Source organism: Pyramidobacter sp. YE332 (assembly GCF_033060595.1).
In the GTDB taxonomy this organism is placed as follows: Bacteria; Synergistota; Synergistia; order Synergistales; family Dethiosulfovibrionaceae; genus Pyramidobacter.
The window spans coordinates 999,464-1,015,974 of sequence record NZ_CP133038.1 but is presented as its reverse complement, the minus strand read 5'-3'; the positions used below and the strand labels follow the sequence as shown (position 1 = coordinate 1,015,974).

Below are 16,511 nucleotides of genomic sequence, written 5' to 3'. Positions count from 1 at the left end.
CTCCCTTCGCAAGTTCGAATCGTCTCATTGATTCTACACTACCCCGCGGCGAAACAAAAGATTGCCGCGCTCATTCGGGCTTCGGTTGTGATATGATGAACTGCGAAAATTCGCTCTTTTCCCCCAACAAAGAATTTCACCGGAGGTTCTGCCATGAATCTGAAAAAACTGCTGATCGTGGTCTGGCTGACGGCCTGCGGCGCCGGCGAGGCCGCCGCGCCGACGGCGGATGCGCTGGACGCCGCCGAGTCGTCGTCCGTCGGCGGCGCCGATGTCAACGTCGCCGGCACGAACCGCTGGACGCCATTGACGCTCGCGCTCTGCGCCGGCGGGGACACGGCCGCCGCCGAAGCGCTTCTGGCCGCCGGGGCCGACGTCAACGCCCGCAGCAAAGAGCGCTGGACGCCGCTGATGTTCGCGCTGCGCTTCGACAAACCCGCCGCGTTCGTCGCCAGGCTGCTCACGCAATACCATGCGCTGGCGTCGGCCGAGAGCGAAGACGGCACGACGGCGATGATGATCGCCTGTCAGTACGCAAGCGATCCCGCCGTCGTCGAAGCGCTTTACGCCGCCGACGCCGACGCCGTGCAGCCGCGCCGCGGCGGAGACTGCCCGATCCATTTCGCCGCCCGCAACGCCACGGACGGCGCGCCCGGCATCATCGCGTTCCTGCTCAACAGCCGCGCGGACGCGAACCAGGCGAACGACGCCGGCTGGACGCCGCTGATGACGGCCGCCCGCTTCAGCACGAGGACCGACGTCATCGACGCGCTGGTAGCCGCTGGGGCCGACGTCAACGCCCGCAATCGCGACGGTCTGACCGCGCTGATGCTCGCCGCCGCCAACGAAGCGCCCGCGGCCGTGGCGATCGCAAAAAAGCTCCTGGACGCCGGCGCCGATCCGGAAACGGCCGACCGCTCCGGCCGCACCGCCGCGCTGGTGGCCGTGCGCAGCGGCCATTCCGCGGCGATGGTCCGCTTTCTCGACCGTGAACTGACGCCCCGCAGCGTCGCCCGGCAGACGGCGCTCCTTGCGGTCCTGCCCGTCTGCCGCACGGTGAAAGAATGCGCCCGGCTCGTGAGCGTCCGCGGCGAACGAGCGCCGCTTTCCGCGCCCCGGCCGCCGCACCGCGCCGCTTCCCCCGCTCTCGTCAACAAGGCGTCCGGCCGTTCGCCGCAGCCGGCCGCCGGACAGAGATCACGCTTTATAGAAGCTCCGGCGCTGGCCGCCGTGTCGCGGAACACGCGCCTGCTCTCGCGCCCGGCGCTGCGCGCCGCGCGCATCCGCGCTTCGGCGGCGCTGTCCGCGTCCGCCAAACGCCGCCGTCTCAAAAAGCTGAACGCCGCGCTGAAGCGCGACCCGGCCCGCGTCACGCCGCTGATGCTCGCCGCCGCCAATCCCAACGCCGCCGCGCCGGAGATCATCGCCTATCTGCTCGAAAAAGGCGAAGCGCTCGAAGCCAGGGACGGCGAAGGACGCACGGCGCTGATCTGCGCCGTGCGCTACAACCCCAGCCCGCTGGCGGCGGAAGCCCTGCTGAACGCCGGCGCCGACCCGCGCGCCACGATCAACGGCAACGGCCTGCGCCGCCTGCTCCGCTTCAACGAGCGCATGAGCCCCCAAGACAAAAAGCGTCTGCTGCGCCTGCTCCGCGAAAAGCTGGCCCGCTGACGCCGCGCCGTATAAAAAAGCTCGAAGCGGCCCTGCCGCTTCGAGCTTTTTTGTTTACGCGCCTCTTTTCCTGTCCCCGCCTCACCGCCGCTGCGCCAGCAGGCGCTCGACGATCTGCCCGACGCCGCCCTCGCCGTTCGGCGGGGCGATAATATCGGCCTGTTCTTTCAGCTCTCTTGCGCCGTTTTCCATCGCTACGCGGATGCCCGCGGCCCGGAACAGCTCGAGGTCGTTGTAGTTGTCGCCGAACGCGGCGATCTCCTCGCGGGCGACGCCGAAGCGCCGCGCCACCATCGCCAGCGCCAGTCCCTTGTTCGCCTGCGGCGCCAGCGCTTCGATCTGGCGCTCGCTGGAGCGCGTCACGTAGAGCCGGGGACCGAAGCGCGCCGTCAGATCGCCGTGCAGCGCCTCGACCTGCTGCGGCGTCAGAAGCGCGAGAAGTTTTTCCGGCCGTTCGCCGTATTTCGCCGCCAGGTCGGGGACGAGCTCCACCGACGCGCCCGTGCGCCGTTTCAGGGCGTCGAGCGCGTCGGAGCTTTCTTCGGCGAAGCAGACGTCGCCGACGTAAAACCACGGCTTCGCCCCCGCCGCGCGAAAACGGTCCAGCGCCTCGCGCGCCAGTCCCGGTTCGAGACCGACGCGGCGCAGGTATGTCTCCGACCGGCTCATGCGCACGACCGCGCCGTTGACGCAGATCACCGGCTGGTCGCCCGGCGCCGTCAAAGCGTACCTGCGCCCGCCCGCGAACAGCCGCCCCGTGCAGATCACCACGCGCACGCCCAGGGACGCCGCTTTTTCCAGCGCCGCGCGGTTGCGCTCCGGCATGGACAGGCCGCCGGGGGCCAGCAGCGTGCCGTCGAGATCGGTCGCGATCATCCTGATCATCGTTTTTCCTCCGCTCCGTTCTTTTCGCCAAAAAGGCGCCGTTTCTCCCGTCCATTATAGATGAAAGAAGCGCCGCCGCCCAGACTTCAGATTTTTCCGGACGGGAAATTGCTTCTTTTCAACAGCGCCCAAATCGGTTATTATACCAACGAATCGTTAAATATGAATTTGCTGTTTCCCGTAAGGAGGAACTATTGTGAGCGTAGAAATCGCCCGCTGGGTCGCGTCCGCGATCGAACTGATCAGTATCTTCATCATCGCCTAGGGCGTGCTGCTGGCCCTGTACCGCATCGTGGCGCTGGCGCTGGAAAACTACCGCGTCGACGTCGACATGCGCGGCGGCTGGCTGCGGCTGCGCCGCACTTTCGGCGAGATCATGCTGCTCGGGCTGCAGTTTCTCGTCGCCGCCGACATCATCCTGACGATCTGCAACCCCGATCTGCAGACGGTCAGCGTCCTCGCCGCCATCGTCATCATCCGCGTCGTGCTCAGCGTCTCGCTGGGCAAGGAGATCCACGGCCTGGAAGAGCGCGACGCCGACGCCAAGCGTCACGCGCCGCCGCGCTACGAATAATACTATTTCTCAATTAGGGCTTGTTTAAAAAACGTCAAAGTTGCCTAAATCGATCCAATCGCTTAAACTTTTCTCATGGAAGAGAGAAGATATGAACTGACCTCCAGCGAGTGGAATCGAATCAAGAGAATGCTGCCGCCCGAACACCCGAAATCAGGTCAACGTGGACGCCCGGCAAAATACGATAACCGCAGGATCATCAATGGGATTCTGTGGCTTGCCAGAAGTGGAGCGCCATGGAGAGATCTTCCGGAGCGTTACGGCAAATGGCAGGCAGTTTACGCACGTTTCAGGCTGTGGAAACAGCGGGGAATATTCGAGGCGATCTTTGCCGCCCTAAGCGCTGATGCCGACATGGAAAATCTCTCTATCGACTCCACGTCCTGCAAAGTACATCAAAGTGCCAACGGGAGAGGGAAAACCCCGGAAGGGGGAAAAAAGGGGCTCAAGCGATTGGCATGTCCAGAGGCGGCAAGAATACGAAAATTCATGCGATAGTAGATGGTTTAGGCAATCCGCTGGCGCTCCTGCTCAGTCCCGGCAATGACCACGATTCCCGCCATGCCGTGTCCTTGCTCGGGCAAGCGGAAATCAGAGGGAGCAACGTCATCGGCGATAAGGCTTACGGTTCGCAAGCCATCAGAGAGTACATTACTTCTCGGGAGGGAAGTTACACTATCCCGCCGAAGAGCGATAATCCCGAACCGTGGTTTATAGATGAGCATGTTTACAAGGAACGACACTTGGTTGAATGTTTCTTTCAGAAAATCAAATGGTTCCGTAGAATTTTCACCCGCTATGACAAACTTGACGCTTCGTTTTTCGCTTTTGTTCTTGTCGCTGCCAGTGTTATTTTATTGAAATAATACAAGCTGAAATGTTTTTTAAACAAGCCCTAAAAGGCCGAACATAAGGGCGCTGCGGGGGAGATTCACAAAGCGAGCTGCGCAGACTGCGCAGCGGTCGAGAGAGTTCTGAGCGACTGAACTCCCTCGCAGCGCCCTGCAAACTATGTTAACGCTTTTTATCAAGAAATAGTATAAGCCCGTCCCCGCGTAAAAAAAATTCCGCCGCGCTTCCAGCTGCCTCGAAGCGCGGCGGAATTTTTACCGTCCGGCAAGTCTTAGCCGGCGGCGGGCATCCGCCCCTTCAGGCGCGTGCGCCGTTCCCTGCCCGGGTCTTTCCAGTCCGCCAGATCGGGAACGGAGATCTGCTCCATCTCGATGTCCCCGTCTTCGCTCAGCCCCACGGCCTGATAGCTGTCGAGCGTCGAACTCTCCGTGATCCGATAATCCTCGCCCACGGCGCTGTCGTACACGCGCACGTCCAGCGCGTAGCCCGGCTCGCGCCCGCTCTGCAGGTCGGCCTCGAGGTTCAGCGCCGAATAGACCGCGCGCCAGGGATCGAACCAGTAAAACGCCCCGTAGGCAGGGCGCAGCGTCGCCAGGTGGCAAAACGCCTCGTGCTCGTAATAGCTCAGTCGGTACAGTTCGAGGTCGCGGACCTGCGACCCTTCTTCGCCGACGGCCACGATCAGGCGCTCGCCCTTGGGCGAGATGCCGACGTCGCGGATCCTCTCCGGCTCGCCCACGAAAAAAGCCGCCGTCAGCGCCGGATCGTCGGCCTCGGCGTTGTCCTGCGAGAGCGTGAAGACGTAGAGCACGGGGATCTCGCCGGCCGGATCCCCTTCGCCGCCGGCGACGAACCAGTAATAGTCCACCCTCACCGCTTCGTCGTCGAACGGCGAGAAAGCGTCCGGGAACTGTCCCTGGCGAAGCTCGACGGCGTATTCCCTGCGCTCGCGCCCCTCGCCGGCAAACACGCGGCCGTTTTCGGCATCGACGCTGAACACCGCTTTCGGCGTCCGCCACCACTCGCCGGGCTTCCAGCCCGGCAGCCAGCAATAGGTGCGCTCCGAGCGCAGCGCCCCGTTTTCCTCGGGGCCGCCGGCCGCCCACTGCGACGCGTCGTCCACGTAATAATGCGCCATGGTGACGAAGCCGTCGCAATAACCCATCATCGCGTACTCGTCCGTCGGCGTGGCCGCTTTGAGCGTCTGCGAACGGCGGCTGTCCGCGTCGAAAAGGCGCACGGAGAGATAACCGGCTTCCGCGCCTTCAAGGCCGGGCTTCTTCATCTTCGCGTCGTCGAACGACGTGTAGACGAAGCGGCGTTCGTCCACCCAGACGGGGCCGCCCCAGTCGACGATGGAACCGCGCACCGAGGTCAGCGGCTTCATCTGCGCAAAATCGTAGACGCGGTTGACGCGCCCGGCCTCGCCGTCGGGCACCGAAAGCACGAATCTGGCCGCGTCAGGCGAAGCGGCCACGCAGGCGCCGTCGAATCCGCCCTGCAAGGGCAGCAGCGCGCTCTGGCGCCCGTCCGGCGCAAAAAACGCCACGCCGGACTCGGGAAGCGCCTCGTCCGTCGCGTTCGGATCGAGCGCCGCCCAGTAATACCGCGTTTCGCCGCCCGATTTGACCTCGTGAAGTTCGAAGCCGAGTTCGGTCTTCCGTCCCGGTTCCAGCTTGTACACCCTGCCTTCGCCGGGATCCGCCGCGTAGAGTTCCCGCGTTTTCGCCGGCGCGGCGAAAGCCGGCGAAACGGATACCAGCGCCGCGAGAACTCCCACGATCAGTTTCCTTGCCTTCATCGATCTCACGCCTTTCTCGATTCCGCCCGGCGTTTTTCGACGGCCGGACGCTGACGAAAAGATTGTTTTCCGTTCCCTTATCTTATCAGAAAAAAGGTCCGCGGCCTCACCTGAAAAGGCGATTTTTTCGCCTCCTGCGTCTTTTCGCGAAACGCGCCGGCGTGATATGATTACAGCCGTAGATCGGGAATCCGAAAACTCCGGCCGCGCGGCCGGAGCGTCGTGACTTTTTGAGGAGGAATCTTCCATGAAAAAAATTCTCGCGCTCGCGGCGACGCTGGCGATGGCCGCGACGGCGTCCGCCGCCCCAGTCGACGCCGGTTTTTTCACCGCCGAGACGCCGTCCGCAGGCTGGACGCTCCAGGCGGACGGCGAAAACTCCGCCGCGCTTGCGTCTCCCGACAAAGCGATCGTCTTCACGGTGACGAAAATGCCCGCGGCGGGCACGCCGTTGCAGGACGCCGCATCCCGCATGGCCGAAGCGCACGGCTCTCAGGACCTCGTCAGGATGGAGGGCGAAGGCGAAGCCTGGGAATACACCGGCGCGGCCAACGGCCAGCCCCTGTACGCCCAAGTTTTCGACCTCGGCGGCGGCGCGTACGGCTGCATCACCATCGTCGGCGATCACGGGAGCGACGCGGCCACCGACGTGTTCAATTCGATCGAGTTCAAAAAATAAACAGCCGTCGCGCGCTTCTCTTCGCATATGCCAACGGCAACGAAAGCCGATAGCCAACCACCGGTCGGTTATCGGCTTTTTAACATGCAAATCCCCACAAGACGCCGCAAGGGCTCGCGAAAAACGTTCTACATGGAACATTTTATCCTGCATGATGATTGACCGTATTTATTTCGCGCCGCCTGCCTTTGAAAAAATTCAAAACTTCACCTCTTCGGGTGATGCTTTTCCGCCGCGTCATGATAGGATAAGCTCCAGAAAAAGAAATTTCGCCGCACGGAGGTGAGACGACCATGACGGCACTGGAAGGCGGCGTCGGGCAGGGGCTGGGGCATCTGCTTTTTCTCGCGGTCCTGTGCGGATGGAGCTGGTCGCTGCAGCGCCGCGTCGTTCATCCGGCGCTGCGCCGCGGCATGCAGGGAACGGCGCTGCTGCTGTTTTTCTGGATCGCGCTGCGGGCGCTGCAGTTTTTGGCGGCGTTCAATCTGCCCATGGCCCGCGACCGGTGGCAGGCATACCGCCTCATGCAGACGGCGGCGCTGCGCGGCATGGACGTTGTCAGCTGGCTGATCTTCGCGCTGCTGCCGTGGCTCGATCTGCTGATCCTGCGCGTTTCCTCGCAGCCGCTCGACGCGCCGCCGCTGGACCGGGCGCTGACGCTCCATCTGACGGTTTCGCTGGCGCTGTGGCTGGCGGCGGTCCTGCCGCTGGCCGCGGGGGCGAAAAAAATCCTCGTCGGCTGGATCGCGCTCTCGACGCTGTGCTTCGCCGCCGGGCTGATCAAAAACGCCGCCTCGCCGGCCCGCGCCCGCCGCGCCGCCGCGCCGATCGCGATCCTCGTCGCTTTCGCGCTCTACGTCTGGCTGTATTTCGTCAAACGGCCCGCCTGGCTGCCGGGCGGCGGCTTTATTTTCGCCACGGCCGTCGCGGTCTTCCTCTTCTGGGAAAGCTGCCTGTGCAGCGGCGCGCTTCCCTGCAACAGCCGCTACGAGGAACTGTTCGCGCTCGCCCCGGCGCGGATGTGGATCGAGGACGAACGGGGAACGCCCGTCTACCGCACCCGCCTCGCCCCGCCCCGTCCGGGGGCGGACGCGCCGCCGGGGACGCAGCGCCGTTTGTGGCCGCTGCGCGGCGGCTCGGTCCTGTGGGAGGAGGACGTGAGCGAACTCCTGGCGCTTCAGGAAAAACTGCGCGAACTGACGCGCGAACGCGAACGCGGCAACCGCCTGCTGGCGCAGCGCAATCAGATCCGCGGCCGCCTGCTGGAACTGCGCTGGCAGAACCGCCTCTGCGCCGAAGTCGAACGACGCATGCAGGACAAGATCGAAGCGGCGCGCCGGCTTCTCGCGGCCATTCCCGAACGCCCCGCCGCGGGAGATCGCGAAACGGTCCGCCGCGCCCTCGCCCGTCTGGGCGTGCTGATCTGCGCCGTAAAGCGCAAGAGTCATCTGTTCCTGAAAAGCAAACAGTCGAACCGGCTGCCGCTGGCCGAGATCATGCAGGCCGCCATGGAATCGGCCCGCTGCGCCGCGCCGGCCGGCGTGGACTGCGCCCCGTTCTGCGCCGAAAGCGGCGCCGTGCCGGCGCGGACAGGCATGTTCGTCTACGATCTGTTCGAGGAAGCGCTGGAATGCTGCCTGACGGCCGCGCCCGCGTCGCTGCTGATGCGGCTGCGGCGCGCCGGCGACGAATTGGAACTGCGTCTCGTGATCGAAAGCGCGCAGCCGCCCGACGAAGCGGCGCTTTTACCGCCGCCGCTGCGGGAAACGCTGCGCCGTCTGGGCGGCGCGTATCGTCTCGAACGCGACGAGGGCAGCCTGTACGCGACCTGCCGCTTGCCGCTTCTCGCCGACGGAAAGGAGGCGCGCCCATGAACGAGCTGCTGGCGTTCGACGCCTTTTTCCGTATCGCCCTGATGGGGCTGACCGCTCTGGCGCTGCTGTTCGAAGTTTTTCTGTCGCTGGAGCTGGCCTTGCAGCGGAAACGCCCCGGCCTGCGCGCCGAGCGCTTCGGAGAATTCTTGACCGGTTTGTATTTGTTGGGCGCTTTTGCGCTGCTTCTCTCCGTCCACTGCCGCGGCTACGCGGGGACAGAGGCCGTTTTCCCGCTGACGCCGTGGCGGTGGCTGAGCGCCGTCCCGCTTGTCGTTTTCGGCGTCGTCTCGCGCCGGTCGATGTTTTTGCCGGGCGCGTTTTTCGCGTTCGCCGCGCTGCCCTGCTTCGACCGCGCGCGCTTTTTCGCGCCGCTGTTCGTCCTCGGGCTGCCGTTCTTCGCGCTGCGGGCCGCCTGGTGCGACGCCCGCGCGCGGCGCGAACGCCGCCGTTCCGTCGCGCGCCACTCCATCAAGGAAGCGCTCGACCGGCTGCCGGACGGCGTTCTGTTCAGCGATCCCACGGGCCGCCCCGTGCTCGCCAACCGGCAGATGCTGCTTCTGGCCGAAACGCTCACGGCCCGGCCGCTGCGCGACGGCGAGGCGTTCTGGCAGGCGCTGAACGGCGGCGCGCTCCGCGAGGGCGTCGAGCGGATCGCGCTCGCGGATGCGCTGCTGTTCCGCGCCGACGGCCAGTCGTGGGAATTTTCGCGCCGCCTGCTCGACGTGGAGGGACGCGCGTTCAGCGCGATCTTCGCCGCCTGCGTGACCGAGACCGACCGGCTCACGCGCGAGCTGCAAAAGCTTCACGAAGAACTGGCCGCGCGCGCCGAAGAGCTGCGCGAAGCCGGAGCAGCGCTTGCCGCCGTCAAACGCGAGCAGGAGCTGGCGCGTCTGCAGAGCCGCATCCACGACATGGCGGGACACCGCATCTACCTGATGCAGCAGTACCTGCAGCGCGGCGGCGAAAATTTCCACGACCTCGAGCGCTTCCTGCCGCTCCTCTCCGGCCTGATCGACGACCTGCGCGCCGACGTCACGGCGCCCGCCGCGCGGCTGCTGGCCGACCTGCAGCGGTCGTTCGGCTTCATCGGCGTCGAACTGAGCGTGGAAGGCCGGCTTCCCCGCGACGAGCGGCAGGCCGCGGTACTGATCAAGATCCTGCGCGAAGCGTCGACCAACGCTGTCAAACACGCGGGCGCGTCCCGCGTCGAGGCGCGGATCGAGCGCACCGGCGCGGGGCTGGCGATGCGCGTCGCCAACGACGGCGCGCCCTTTGACGGCGACCGGCCGCTCAAAGAAAACCAGGGGCTGGCCGGCATGCGCCGCCTCGCCGCCGAAGCGGGGGGCACGCTGGAGATCGCGACTTCGCCGCGCTTCACCGTGACCGTAAAACTGCCGCCGGAAGAGCGCGAGGCATAAAAAAAGAAGCTCCGGCCGTTCCGGAGCTTCCGTCCTATATTTTCGTGTTGATGAAACCGTTGGAGACGGCGAAGATCGCCAGCTTGGCGACGCTCTCGTAGCCCGTTTTCGAGAGGATGTTCGAAAAGTGCGTCTTCACCGAGTTGACCGTGATGTTCAGCCGCTCGGCGATCTCCCGGCGCGACAGCCCGTCGCAGATCAGCACCAGCACCTCGCGCTCGCGCCGCGTCAGTTCGCCGAAGTTGAGAACTTCCTCGCGTCGTCCCGGATAGACGCTTTTGCCCGCGCAGGTGTCGCGGATCACGCCGGCCAGGCCGTTCACGTCCAGATCCTTGTAGACGAAGCTGTCGGCCCCCGCCTCGCGGGCCCGTTCGACGAACGTCACCTCCGGCAGCCCCGTCATCATCACCACGCGCACCTGCGGGAAGCGTTTTTTGATCGCCGCCGCCGCGTCCAGCCCGCTGGAATCGTTCTCGGTGCACACGTCCATCAGCACCAGATCGGGAGACGTCCTCTCGCAGTACAGTTCCGCCAGCGCCGCGTCGGCGATGGCGGCGATGACGTTGAAATCCTCGACGCCGTCCAGGCTGTTTTTCAGCGCGTCGCGCACCATCGTCTGATCCTCGACGATCATGATTCGGACCATATCCTTCGCCTCCGCCCGGCGTTCGAGATTTTTTCCGCCGCGTTGCGCGCTTCGACGCTTTTTGCATTTCACGGCACAACGCGGACGAAAAATTTCGATTGCTTCCATCGGCGTTATTTTATCAGGATTCAAAAATTTATGCAGGGTGATTTTTCAATCCGTTCGTGCTAACATATTTTTTCGATAAGTTATGAAGATCGCAAACCGGCATCGTTCAATCCATTTATTCTATTTAAGGAGGCTTCACTGCGCATGAAAAGGAAATCGCTGCTGCTCTTCACCGCCGCCGTCTGCGCCGGAGCGCTGAACGCCGCGCCCGCAAGCGCGATCAGCAAGGAGCATCTGATCGGACACGCCGAATACTACGTGCGCGAGTTCGAGAAAGAGGTGGAACGCCAGCGCGGCGGCGAAAAGACGGTCTGGCGCGGCAAGCAGGACGCGCTCAGCCGCGTGCAGGCGCTCAAGCTCCAGTACCCCGACGATCCCAAGGTCGAAGAGCTGTTCCAGCGCACCAAGAGCGCGCTGATGAAGAGCAAGGGGGACTACATCCAGATCACCCCCGAGATGACCGCCTACCTACGCACGGAGGAGAATCTGCGCCGCGAGATCGCCGCGCTGGGCAAAAAGGCGTGGGACGAGAAGCTCGCCGAATATCGGGACACGCTGATCGACAAGCCTTTCCCCGCGCCCGACTCCAAACAGACCGCCGTCAGCGACCTGGAAGGCAAATACGTCGTGCTCGACGACGTGCAGTACCCGCAGCACCAGTTCTACGGCGCGACGGGCGAGTACGTTTTCGCCGGCAAGCCGTCCGCCGGCTATTACTTCGTCGACATCGGCAGCCGCGCCTGGCTTGGGCCTTACGAGGCCGCCAAACGCTTCCGCCGCCAGGTGGACACCGAACTCGAAGAGGCGAAGAGCTGGACCGTGCTCGGCAAGATCACCGACATCACCGCCGAGATCCCCGAAGCCGGCGAGAAAAAAGTCGGCGGCTTCCAGTACGGCTGGGTGGTCACGCCCGTGGCGCTGTACGTCCCGGGGCACGTCATGGCCTATCACACGCCGGACGGCGAGGCGGGCGGCGCGTTCGCCGGCGAAGACATCGTCGCGGAGAGGAAAAAGAGCTGGTACAGCGTCACGTCCGTTCCAGCGGACGTCTCGCCCGAACGGCTGATGGAGATCTACGTCGCCGCCATCAAGGAAAAGAACTACGACCTTTACCGCGAGTGCATCTACCCCGACTGCTACAAGGAAGACACCGGCAAGGGACTGCTTTCCTACCACTGGGACCTGCATCAGGGGCGTTTCCACGGCGAGTACGTGCACGTCACCTTCGGCCAGGCGAAGATCAGCGTGCTGAAAGGCTTCGACGACAAAAACGACCTGGAGAACTTCTTCCTCGACGCCGGTCAGAAAGAAACCCTGAACAAAGTCGGCGGCACGAAGATCGAAGAAGCCGTCGTCGAGACCCGCGCCTGGGACGCAAACGGCAAAGCCGTCGGTTCGCCGCATCCGCACCGCCTGCGCCGCGAAGGCGGCGGGCGCTGGTACGTTTACGACTACCAGCCGCGCTTTTAACCCCCGAGAGGAGCTGAAGAAAAATGTTTCCTTCCGCAAAAAGACTGACCGCCGTCCTGATCTTCTGCCTGAGCGCCGCGCTGCCCGCCGCCGCGCAGGAACCGTCCGAGGCGCAGAGGCCCAACGACCTTGCCTTCTGCAAAGGCTGTATCGCGCAGGAACTCAGCGCCCGCGCCGCGCTCGTCAAGGGCGACGCTTTTCGGGATCCCGACCGCGACGCCGATCTGAGACAGTACGTGAGCCTCATGTATTCGCCGACGACGCTCTCGATAGCGCTGAATTTCACCGGCACGCCGGCGGAGATCCAGCGCTGCCGGGAGATAGCTGCCGCTTTCCAGCGCTACAACGATACCTCCCTCTGCCGGACCACGTTAGGGCGCATGCTCAACATCCTCGCCGGCAACCGGGCCGTCATCCGCGCCAAGAAACTGAACACTTCCTTCCAATGGTTCGAAGAGATGGGGCCGGCTTACAGAAAGCTCATGAACGGCTACGACGCCGCCTACCGCAAGTTCGTCGAAGCCGCCCAAAAGCTGAAGAACAACGTCGATCTGAAGGGCGTGAAAGCGAGCGGCCCTTATCCCTGGAACGTCGATTTCGTCGACGTCTTCAACTACGCCGGCCTGAACGAATACGCGCTGAAAGTCCTGCGCGCCCAGCCCTACTTCGAGAACGAGATGCGCGTCCTCGACTCGCAGATCGTCGCCTGCAGCGACTCGAAACTGAACGAGCAGAAAAGCATGTTCGAAGCGCTCAAGAAAGAATGGGAGAAAGCCCACGCCTCGTTCAGCCAGGCGAAAGAAGCCGTGCTGAAACTGCCCGGTTACGCCGAGATCCAGCCCATCGTCGACGCCGACGAAAAGATCCTGCTCAACGCGTTCGATCTGCTCGACGGAGCGCTGACGACCATCGAATCCCTGAACGACGGCGACACCATCGGCGGCAGCCTGCGCGCGTGGAAGAACGTCGCCGCCACCGCCTTCGACACCGGCGATTCCATTTCCAGCGGCGGCGGTCCCGTCTACACGCGCCGCCTGCGCAAAAGCCTGACCGAGCTGCGCCGCATCTGGAACGACTCCGTCGTGCACCTCGATGTCGCCTACGGCGGCTCGCAAGGCTGGCACACGATGAAATATTAAAGGGGAGGCACAAAAAATGAAAATCCCGCGCGCCCTCGTTCTGGCGCTGCTCCTCGCCGCAGGTTCGGCCGCGGCGAGGAGCGCCGTCACCGTGGCCGAAGTGATCCAGTCGGGCGGCGAATATCGGGGCAAGATCGCCACGCTCCTGCTGCCGCAGGGCTGGAAGAAAGGCACGTTCGACACCGACCGCTGGCTCGACTTCAAGGCCCCGACCGGCAGGATCACCACCAAGACGCTGCGCTTCTCGCAGGAGATCCTCTACTCCCACTCGCCCGAAGAGTTTCAGCAGAAGGTCGCCGCCGCCGCGGAAAAAGCGGGCGCGACGCTGCAGTCCGCGCTGATCGACGACATTCCCTTCACGTTCTACGTAACGCCGTCGAAATATCAGGACAAGCGCGTCCCCGGCACGCAGTACGACATGATCCTGTGGGCCGACTGGCCCCGCAGGGAAGAACCGGTCGGCAACGAATTCCGCGACGCCATGAACATTTCCATTCTGGAGCGCCCGCTGCTCGGCCCCGACGCGCAGACGGCGCTGAAGCCCGAACAAACCGGCGAACTGCTGCGCAAGGGCATCCTTCCCGACGTGGAGATCATGGCCATCCTGCACAGCATTGCCTTTGCCGACAGCCCCGCCAAACGATACCACGCGCGCTTCGCCGCCATCCGCCGCCAGGCGCAGGAGCAGAAAGACGCCGCCGCGGTGACGCGCCTGATCGCCGTCGGCAAACTGGCCGGCACATGGGTCCCCACCGAGCTGCGCGTGAACGGACGCACGCTGACCGGCGCCGAGATGGAAGAAGCCGCCGCCGGCCGCCTGCGCACCGTCACCTTCGGCACGGACGGCGCCTACCGATTCGAGCCGCGCGACGAGACGTGGAAGCCCGACGGCAAGGGCGGCTACACGCTCGGCGACTTCAGCGGCCGCCTCTGGGTCGAGAACAACGGCCTCGTCAACTTCCGCGACGCCGACGGCTATCACTTCGTCTTCCGCAAGCTGCCCAGCGAGTTCCCCAGCGACCCCGAGCTGCTGGCCGCCGCCGTCGGAGAGTGGACGCCGGTGGAACTGATCGCCGGCGGCAAAGACGCCATGGGGGACGAACTCGAGCGCGCCGCCCGGCTGGCCCGCGCGCCGCTGCAGCCGCTTTCCGTGCGCACCGACGGCACGCTCTTCGACGGCAAGAAGTTCGGCTCGTGGAAGCTCGAAAACAACCGCTTCGTCATGACGTTCGAGAACTATCAGTTCGTCCTGCGCGGCGCGCACATCGAGAACCTCGCCGCCGACGGCGCGCGCGTGATCTACGCGCGCCAGGGCGAAGAGCGCCGCTTCAAGTCCGTTTTCATGAGCGAACTGCTGGCGGCCGAAGCGGCGGCGGCCGAGAGCGAACCGCTCATCGGCCGCTGGGAGCCCGCAGGCGTGACGAAAAACGGCGAAGAAATGCCCAAGAGCATCGCCAGCGACAACTACCGCGCCAACGCCCGTCCCATCTGGATCCGCTCCGACGGCACGGTCTTCGCGGACGGGCGCGACTGCGGCGCGTGGACAAACGAAAGCGGCGTTTACACGTTCAGTCTCAAGAGTTTGCTCGCCCAGGCCGAACTCAAGTTCGAAAACGGAAAGCTGACGCGCGGCTTTTCCGGCGGCGTCGTCGTGATCTACAAAAAACTGCCGTTCGCGCTCCAGTAAGGAATGTTCTTTCCGCCCCGCGAGGCCGAAACGTTTCGCGGGGCGTTTTTTTTCGTTCCGCGCGGGACGAAAAAATCTTTCCGCGCCGCCGCGGACGAACGCGGCGCGGTTTTCACCCCTTCGGGTGATGCCTTTTCGCGGCGGCGCGCTTATGATAGCGGCAAGAACGTCGATCAGGCTGCCTTTTTTCCGCGCGCGTTTTTCATTTTTCAAAAGCGGGAAAGCCTCGAAAACCGACAAAAACCCCGTGCATGAAACGGCTTTTTATGTTAATCTTACGATGATGTTAATAAAGAATAATTTCTCGGGGAAACTTGAGAAAGAAATCTGAGAGGGGTGCTGAAAATGGGACTTTTCAAAGCGATCGGCGGCGCCATGGGAGACGTGCTTTCCGACCAGTGGCGCGAGTACTTTTACTGCGACGCGATGGAACGCGACGTGCTCGTCGAACGCGGCTACAAACGCAAGGGCAAGCGCGGCAACAACAAAGGCGGCGACAACATCATCAGCAACGGCTCGATCATCTCCGTGGCCGACGGCCAGTGCATGATCGTCGTCGACCAGGGAAAAGTCGTCGAGCTCTGCGCCGAACCGGGCGAGTTCGTCTACGACACGTCCAGCGAGCCGAGCATCTTCTACGGCGGGCTCGGGCACGGCCTCAAGGAAAGCTTCAAGACCATCGGCAAGCGCATTTCCTTCGGCGGCGAAGCGCCCAAGGAGCAGCGCGTCTACTACTTCAACACCAAGGAGATCATGGGCAACCGCTACGGCACGGCCAACCCCGTTCCGTTCCGCGTCGTCGACAGCAACATCGGCCTCGACATCGACATCGCCATCCGCTGCAACGGCGAATATTCCTACCGCATCACCAACCCGATGCTGTTCTACACCAACGTCTGCGGCAACGTGAACGAGGTCTACACGCGCGACCAGATCGACAGCCAGCTCAAGACCGAGCTGCTGACGGCGCTGCAGCCCGCCTTCGCCCGCCTTTCCGAACAGGGCATCCGTTACAGCTCCCTGCCCGCCCATACCATGGAAATGGCCAAGGCGCTGAACGACATCCTTTCCGAACAGTGGGGCGCCCTGCGCGGCATCGAGATCGTGGCTTTCGGCGTGAACTCCGTCAAGGCGTCCGAAGAGGACGAGAAGATGATCAAGGAAATGCAGCGCAGCGCCGTGCTCCGCAATCCCAACATGATGGCCGCCCATCTCGGCCAGGCGCAGGCCGACGCCATGCGCGCCGCCGCCTCCAACACGGCGACGGGGCCGATGTTCGCCTTCGCGGGCATGAACATGGCCTCTCAGGCCGGCGGCATGAACGCAGCCAATCTGTTCGCCATGGGCGCGCAGCAGCAGCACGCCGCCTCCGCCCCGCAGGCCGCGAAGCCGGCGCCGGCTCCCGTTCCCGCCGGCTGGAAGTGCGGCGCGTGCGGACACGACGGCAATCGCGGCAAGTTCTGCTCGGAGTGCGGCGCCCCTCAGCCCGCGCCGGCTTCGGCCGAAGGCTGGACCTGCCCGACCTGCGGCCACGTCAACAAGGGTAAGTTCTGCCCCGAATGCGGCGCCAGAAAGCCCGCCGGCGAACCGCTCTACCGATGCGACAAGTGCGGCTGGGAGCCCAAGGATCCCCATCATCCGCCCAAGTTCTGCCCCGAGTGCGGCGATCCCTTCGACGAGAACGACAACATCAACAAATAAGGGATT

General features: G+C 64.1%; 13 protein-coding genes. 10 read left to right on the top strand and 3 right to left on the bottom strand.

Annotated features, from left to right (window positions below; genetic code table 11):
• Positions 1 to 153: 153 nt before the first annotated feature.
• Positions 154 to 1,671, top strand: a complete 1,518-nt coding sequence (locus tag RAH42_RS04780; RefSeq protein WP_317540054.1) for an ankyrin repeat domain-containing protein — start codon at positions 154 to 156, stop codon at positions 1,669 to 1,671.
• Between the two features lie 81 nt (positions 1,672 to 1,752).
• On the opposite strand, the gene RAH42_RS04775 is transcribed toward RAH42_RS04780, so the two are convergent.
• Complete coding sequence (locus tag RAH42_RS04775) at positions 1,753 to 2,556, bottom strand: Cof-type HAD-IIB family hydrolase (RefSeq protein WP_317540053.1); 804 nt, start codon at positions 2,554 to 2,556, stop codon at positions 1,753 to 1,755.
• Between the two features lie 268 nt (positions 2,557 to 2,824).
• Between RAH42_RS04775 and RAH42_RS04770 the strand changes: the two genes are divergently transcribed.
• Together RAH42_RS04770 and RAH42_RS04765 are read left to right on the top strand one after the other, a co-directional pair.
• On the top strand, positions 2,825 to 3,130 hold the full coding sequence (locus tag RAH42_RS04770) for a DUF1622 domain-containing protein (RefSeq protein ID WP_317540052.1): 306 nt from the start codon (positions 2,825 to 2,827) through the stop codon (positions 3,128 to 3,130).
• Positions 3,131 to 3,205: 75 nt separating this feature from the next.
• Positions 3,206 to 3,996, top strand: a protein-coding gene (locus RAH42_RS04765; protein ID WP_317539161.1) for an IS5 family transposase whose coding sequence is annotated in 2 segments (ribosomal slippage) — positions 3,206 to 3,574 and positions 3,577 to 3,996 — 789 coding nt in all. Because the reading frame shifts where the segments join, the coding sequence is not laid out codon by codon here.
• Between the two features lie 257 nt (positions 3,997 to 4,253).
• On the opposite strand, the gene RAH42_RS04760 is transcribed toward RAH42_RS04765, so the two are convergent.
• Positions 4,254 to 5,792, bottom strand: a complete 1,539-nt coding sequence (locus tag RAH42_RS04760; RefSeq protein WP_317540051.1) for a hypothetical protein — start codon at positions 5,790 to 5,792, stop codon at positions 4,254 to 4,256.
• A 238-nt stretch (positions 5,793 to 6,030) separates the two neighbouring features.
• Between RAH42_RS04760 and RAH42_RS04755 the strand changes: the two genes are divergently transcribed.
• The 3 genes from RAH42_RS04755 to RAH42_RS04745 all read left to right on the top strand — a co-directional run bounded on the left by RAH42_RS04755 (position 6,031) and on the right by RAH42_RS04745 (position 9,754).
• A complete protein-coding gene (locus RAH42_RS04755) occupies positions 6,031 to 6,462 on the top strand; it encodes a hypothetical protein (RefSeq protein ID WP_317540050.1) in 432 nt (143 codons plus the stop codon).
• A gap of 293 nt (positions 6,463 to 6,755) precedes the next feature.
• Positions 6,756 to 8,336 carry a hypothetical protein gene (locus RAH42_RS04750; RefSeq protein ID WP_078016197.1) on the top strand — a complete coding sequence of 527 codons (1,581 nt, stop codon included), beginning with the start codon at positions 6,756 to 6,758 and terminating at the stop codon, positions 8,334 to 8,336.
• Positions 8,333 to 9,754 carry an ATP-binding protein gene (locus tag RAH42_RS04745; protein WP_078016196.1) on the top strand — a complete coding sequence of 474 codons (1,422 nt, stop codon included), beginning with the start codon at positions 8,333 to 8,335 and terminating at the stop codon, positions 9,752 to 9,754. Before RAH42_RS04750 ends, RAH42_RS04745 begins: the two co-directional genes overlap by 4 nt.
• A gap of 34 nt (positions 9,755 to 9,788) precedes the next feature.
• On the opposite strand, the gene RAH42_RS04740 is transcribed toward RAH42_RS04745, so the two are convergent.
• The gene (locus RAH42_RS04740) at positions 9,789 to 10,400 is read right to left on the bottom strand and encodes a response regulator transcription factor (RefSeq protein WP_168170036.1); all 612 of its coding nucleotides are present in this window, start codon (positions 10,398 to 10,400) and stop codon (positions 9,789 to 9,791) included.
• Positions 10,401 to 10,652: 252 nt separating this feature from the next.
• Between RAH42_RS04740 and RAH42_RS04735 the strand changes: the two genes are divergently transcribed.
• The 4 genes from RAH42_RS04735 to RAH42_RS04720 all read left to right on the top strand — a co-directional run bounded on the left by RAH42_RS04735 (position 10,653) and on the right by RAH42_RS04720 (position 16,505).
• Positions 10,653 to 11,978, top strand: coding sequence for a hypothetical protein (locus RAH42_RS04735; protein WP_240496131.1), 1,326 nt, complete (start codon positions 10,653 to 10,655; stop codon positions 11,976 to 11,978).
• A gap of 23 nt (positions 11,979 to 12,001) precedes the next feature.
• Entirely contained in the window at positions 12,002 to 13,117 is a 1,116-nt protein-coding gene (locus RAH42_RS04730; protein WP_078016193.1) for a hypothetical protein, read from the top strand.
• A 16-nt stretch (positions 13,118 to 13,133) separates the two neighbouring features.
• On the top strand, positions 13,134 to 14,804 hold the full coding sequence (locus RAH42_RS04725; RefSeq protein ID WP_317540049.1) for a hypothetical protein: 1,671 nt from the start codon (positions 13,134 to 13,136) through the stop codon (positions 14,802 to 14,804).
• Positions 14,805 to 15,149: 345 nt separating this feature from the next.
• Positions 15,150 to 16,505 (top strand): SPFH domain-containing protein, encoded by a 1,356-nt coding sequence (locus RAH42_RS04720; RefSeq protein WP_317540048.1) that lies wholly within the window; start codon positions 15,150 to 15,152, stop codon positions 16,503 to 16,505.
• The last annotated feature ends 6 nt before the right edge of the window (positions 16,506 to 16,511 follow it).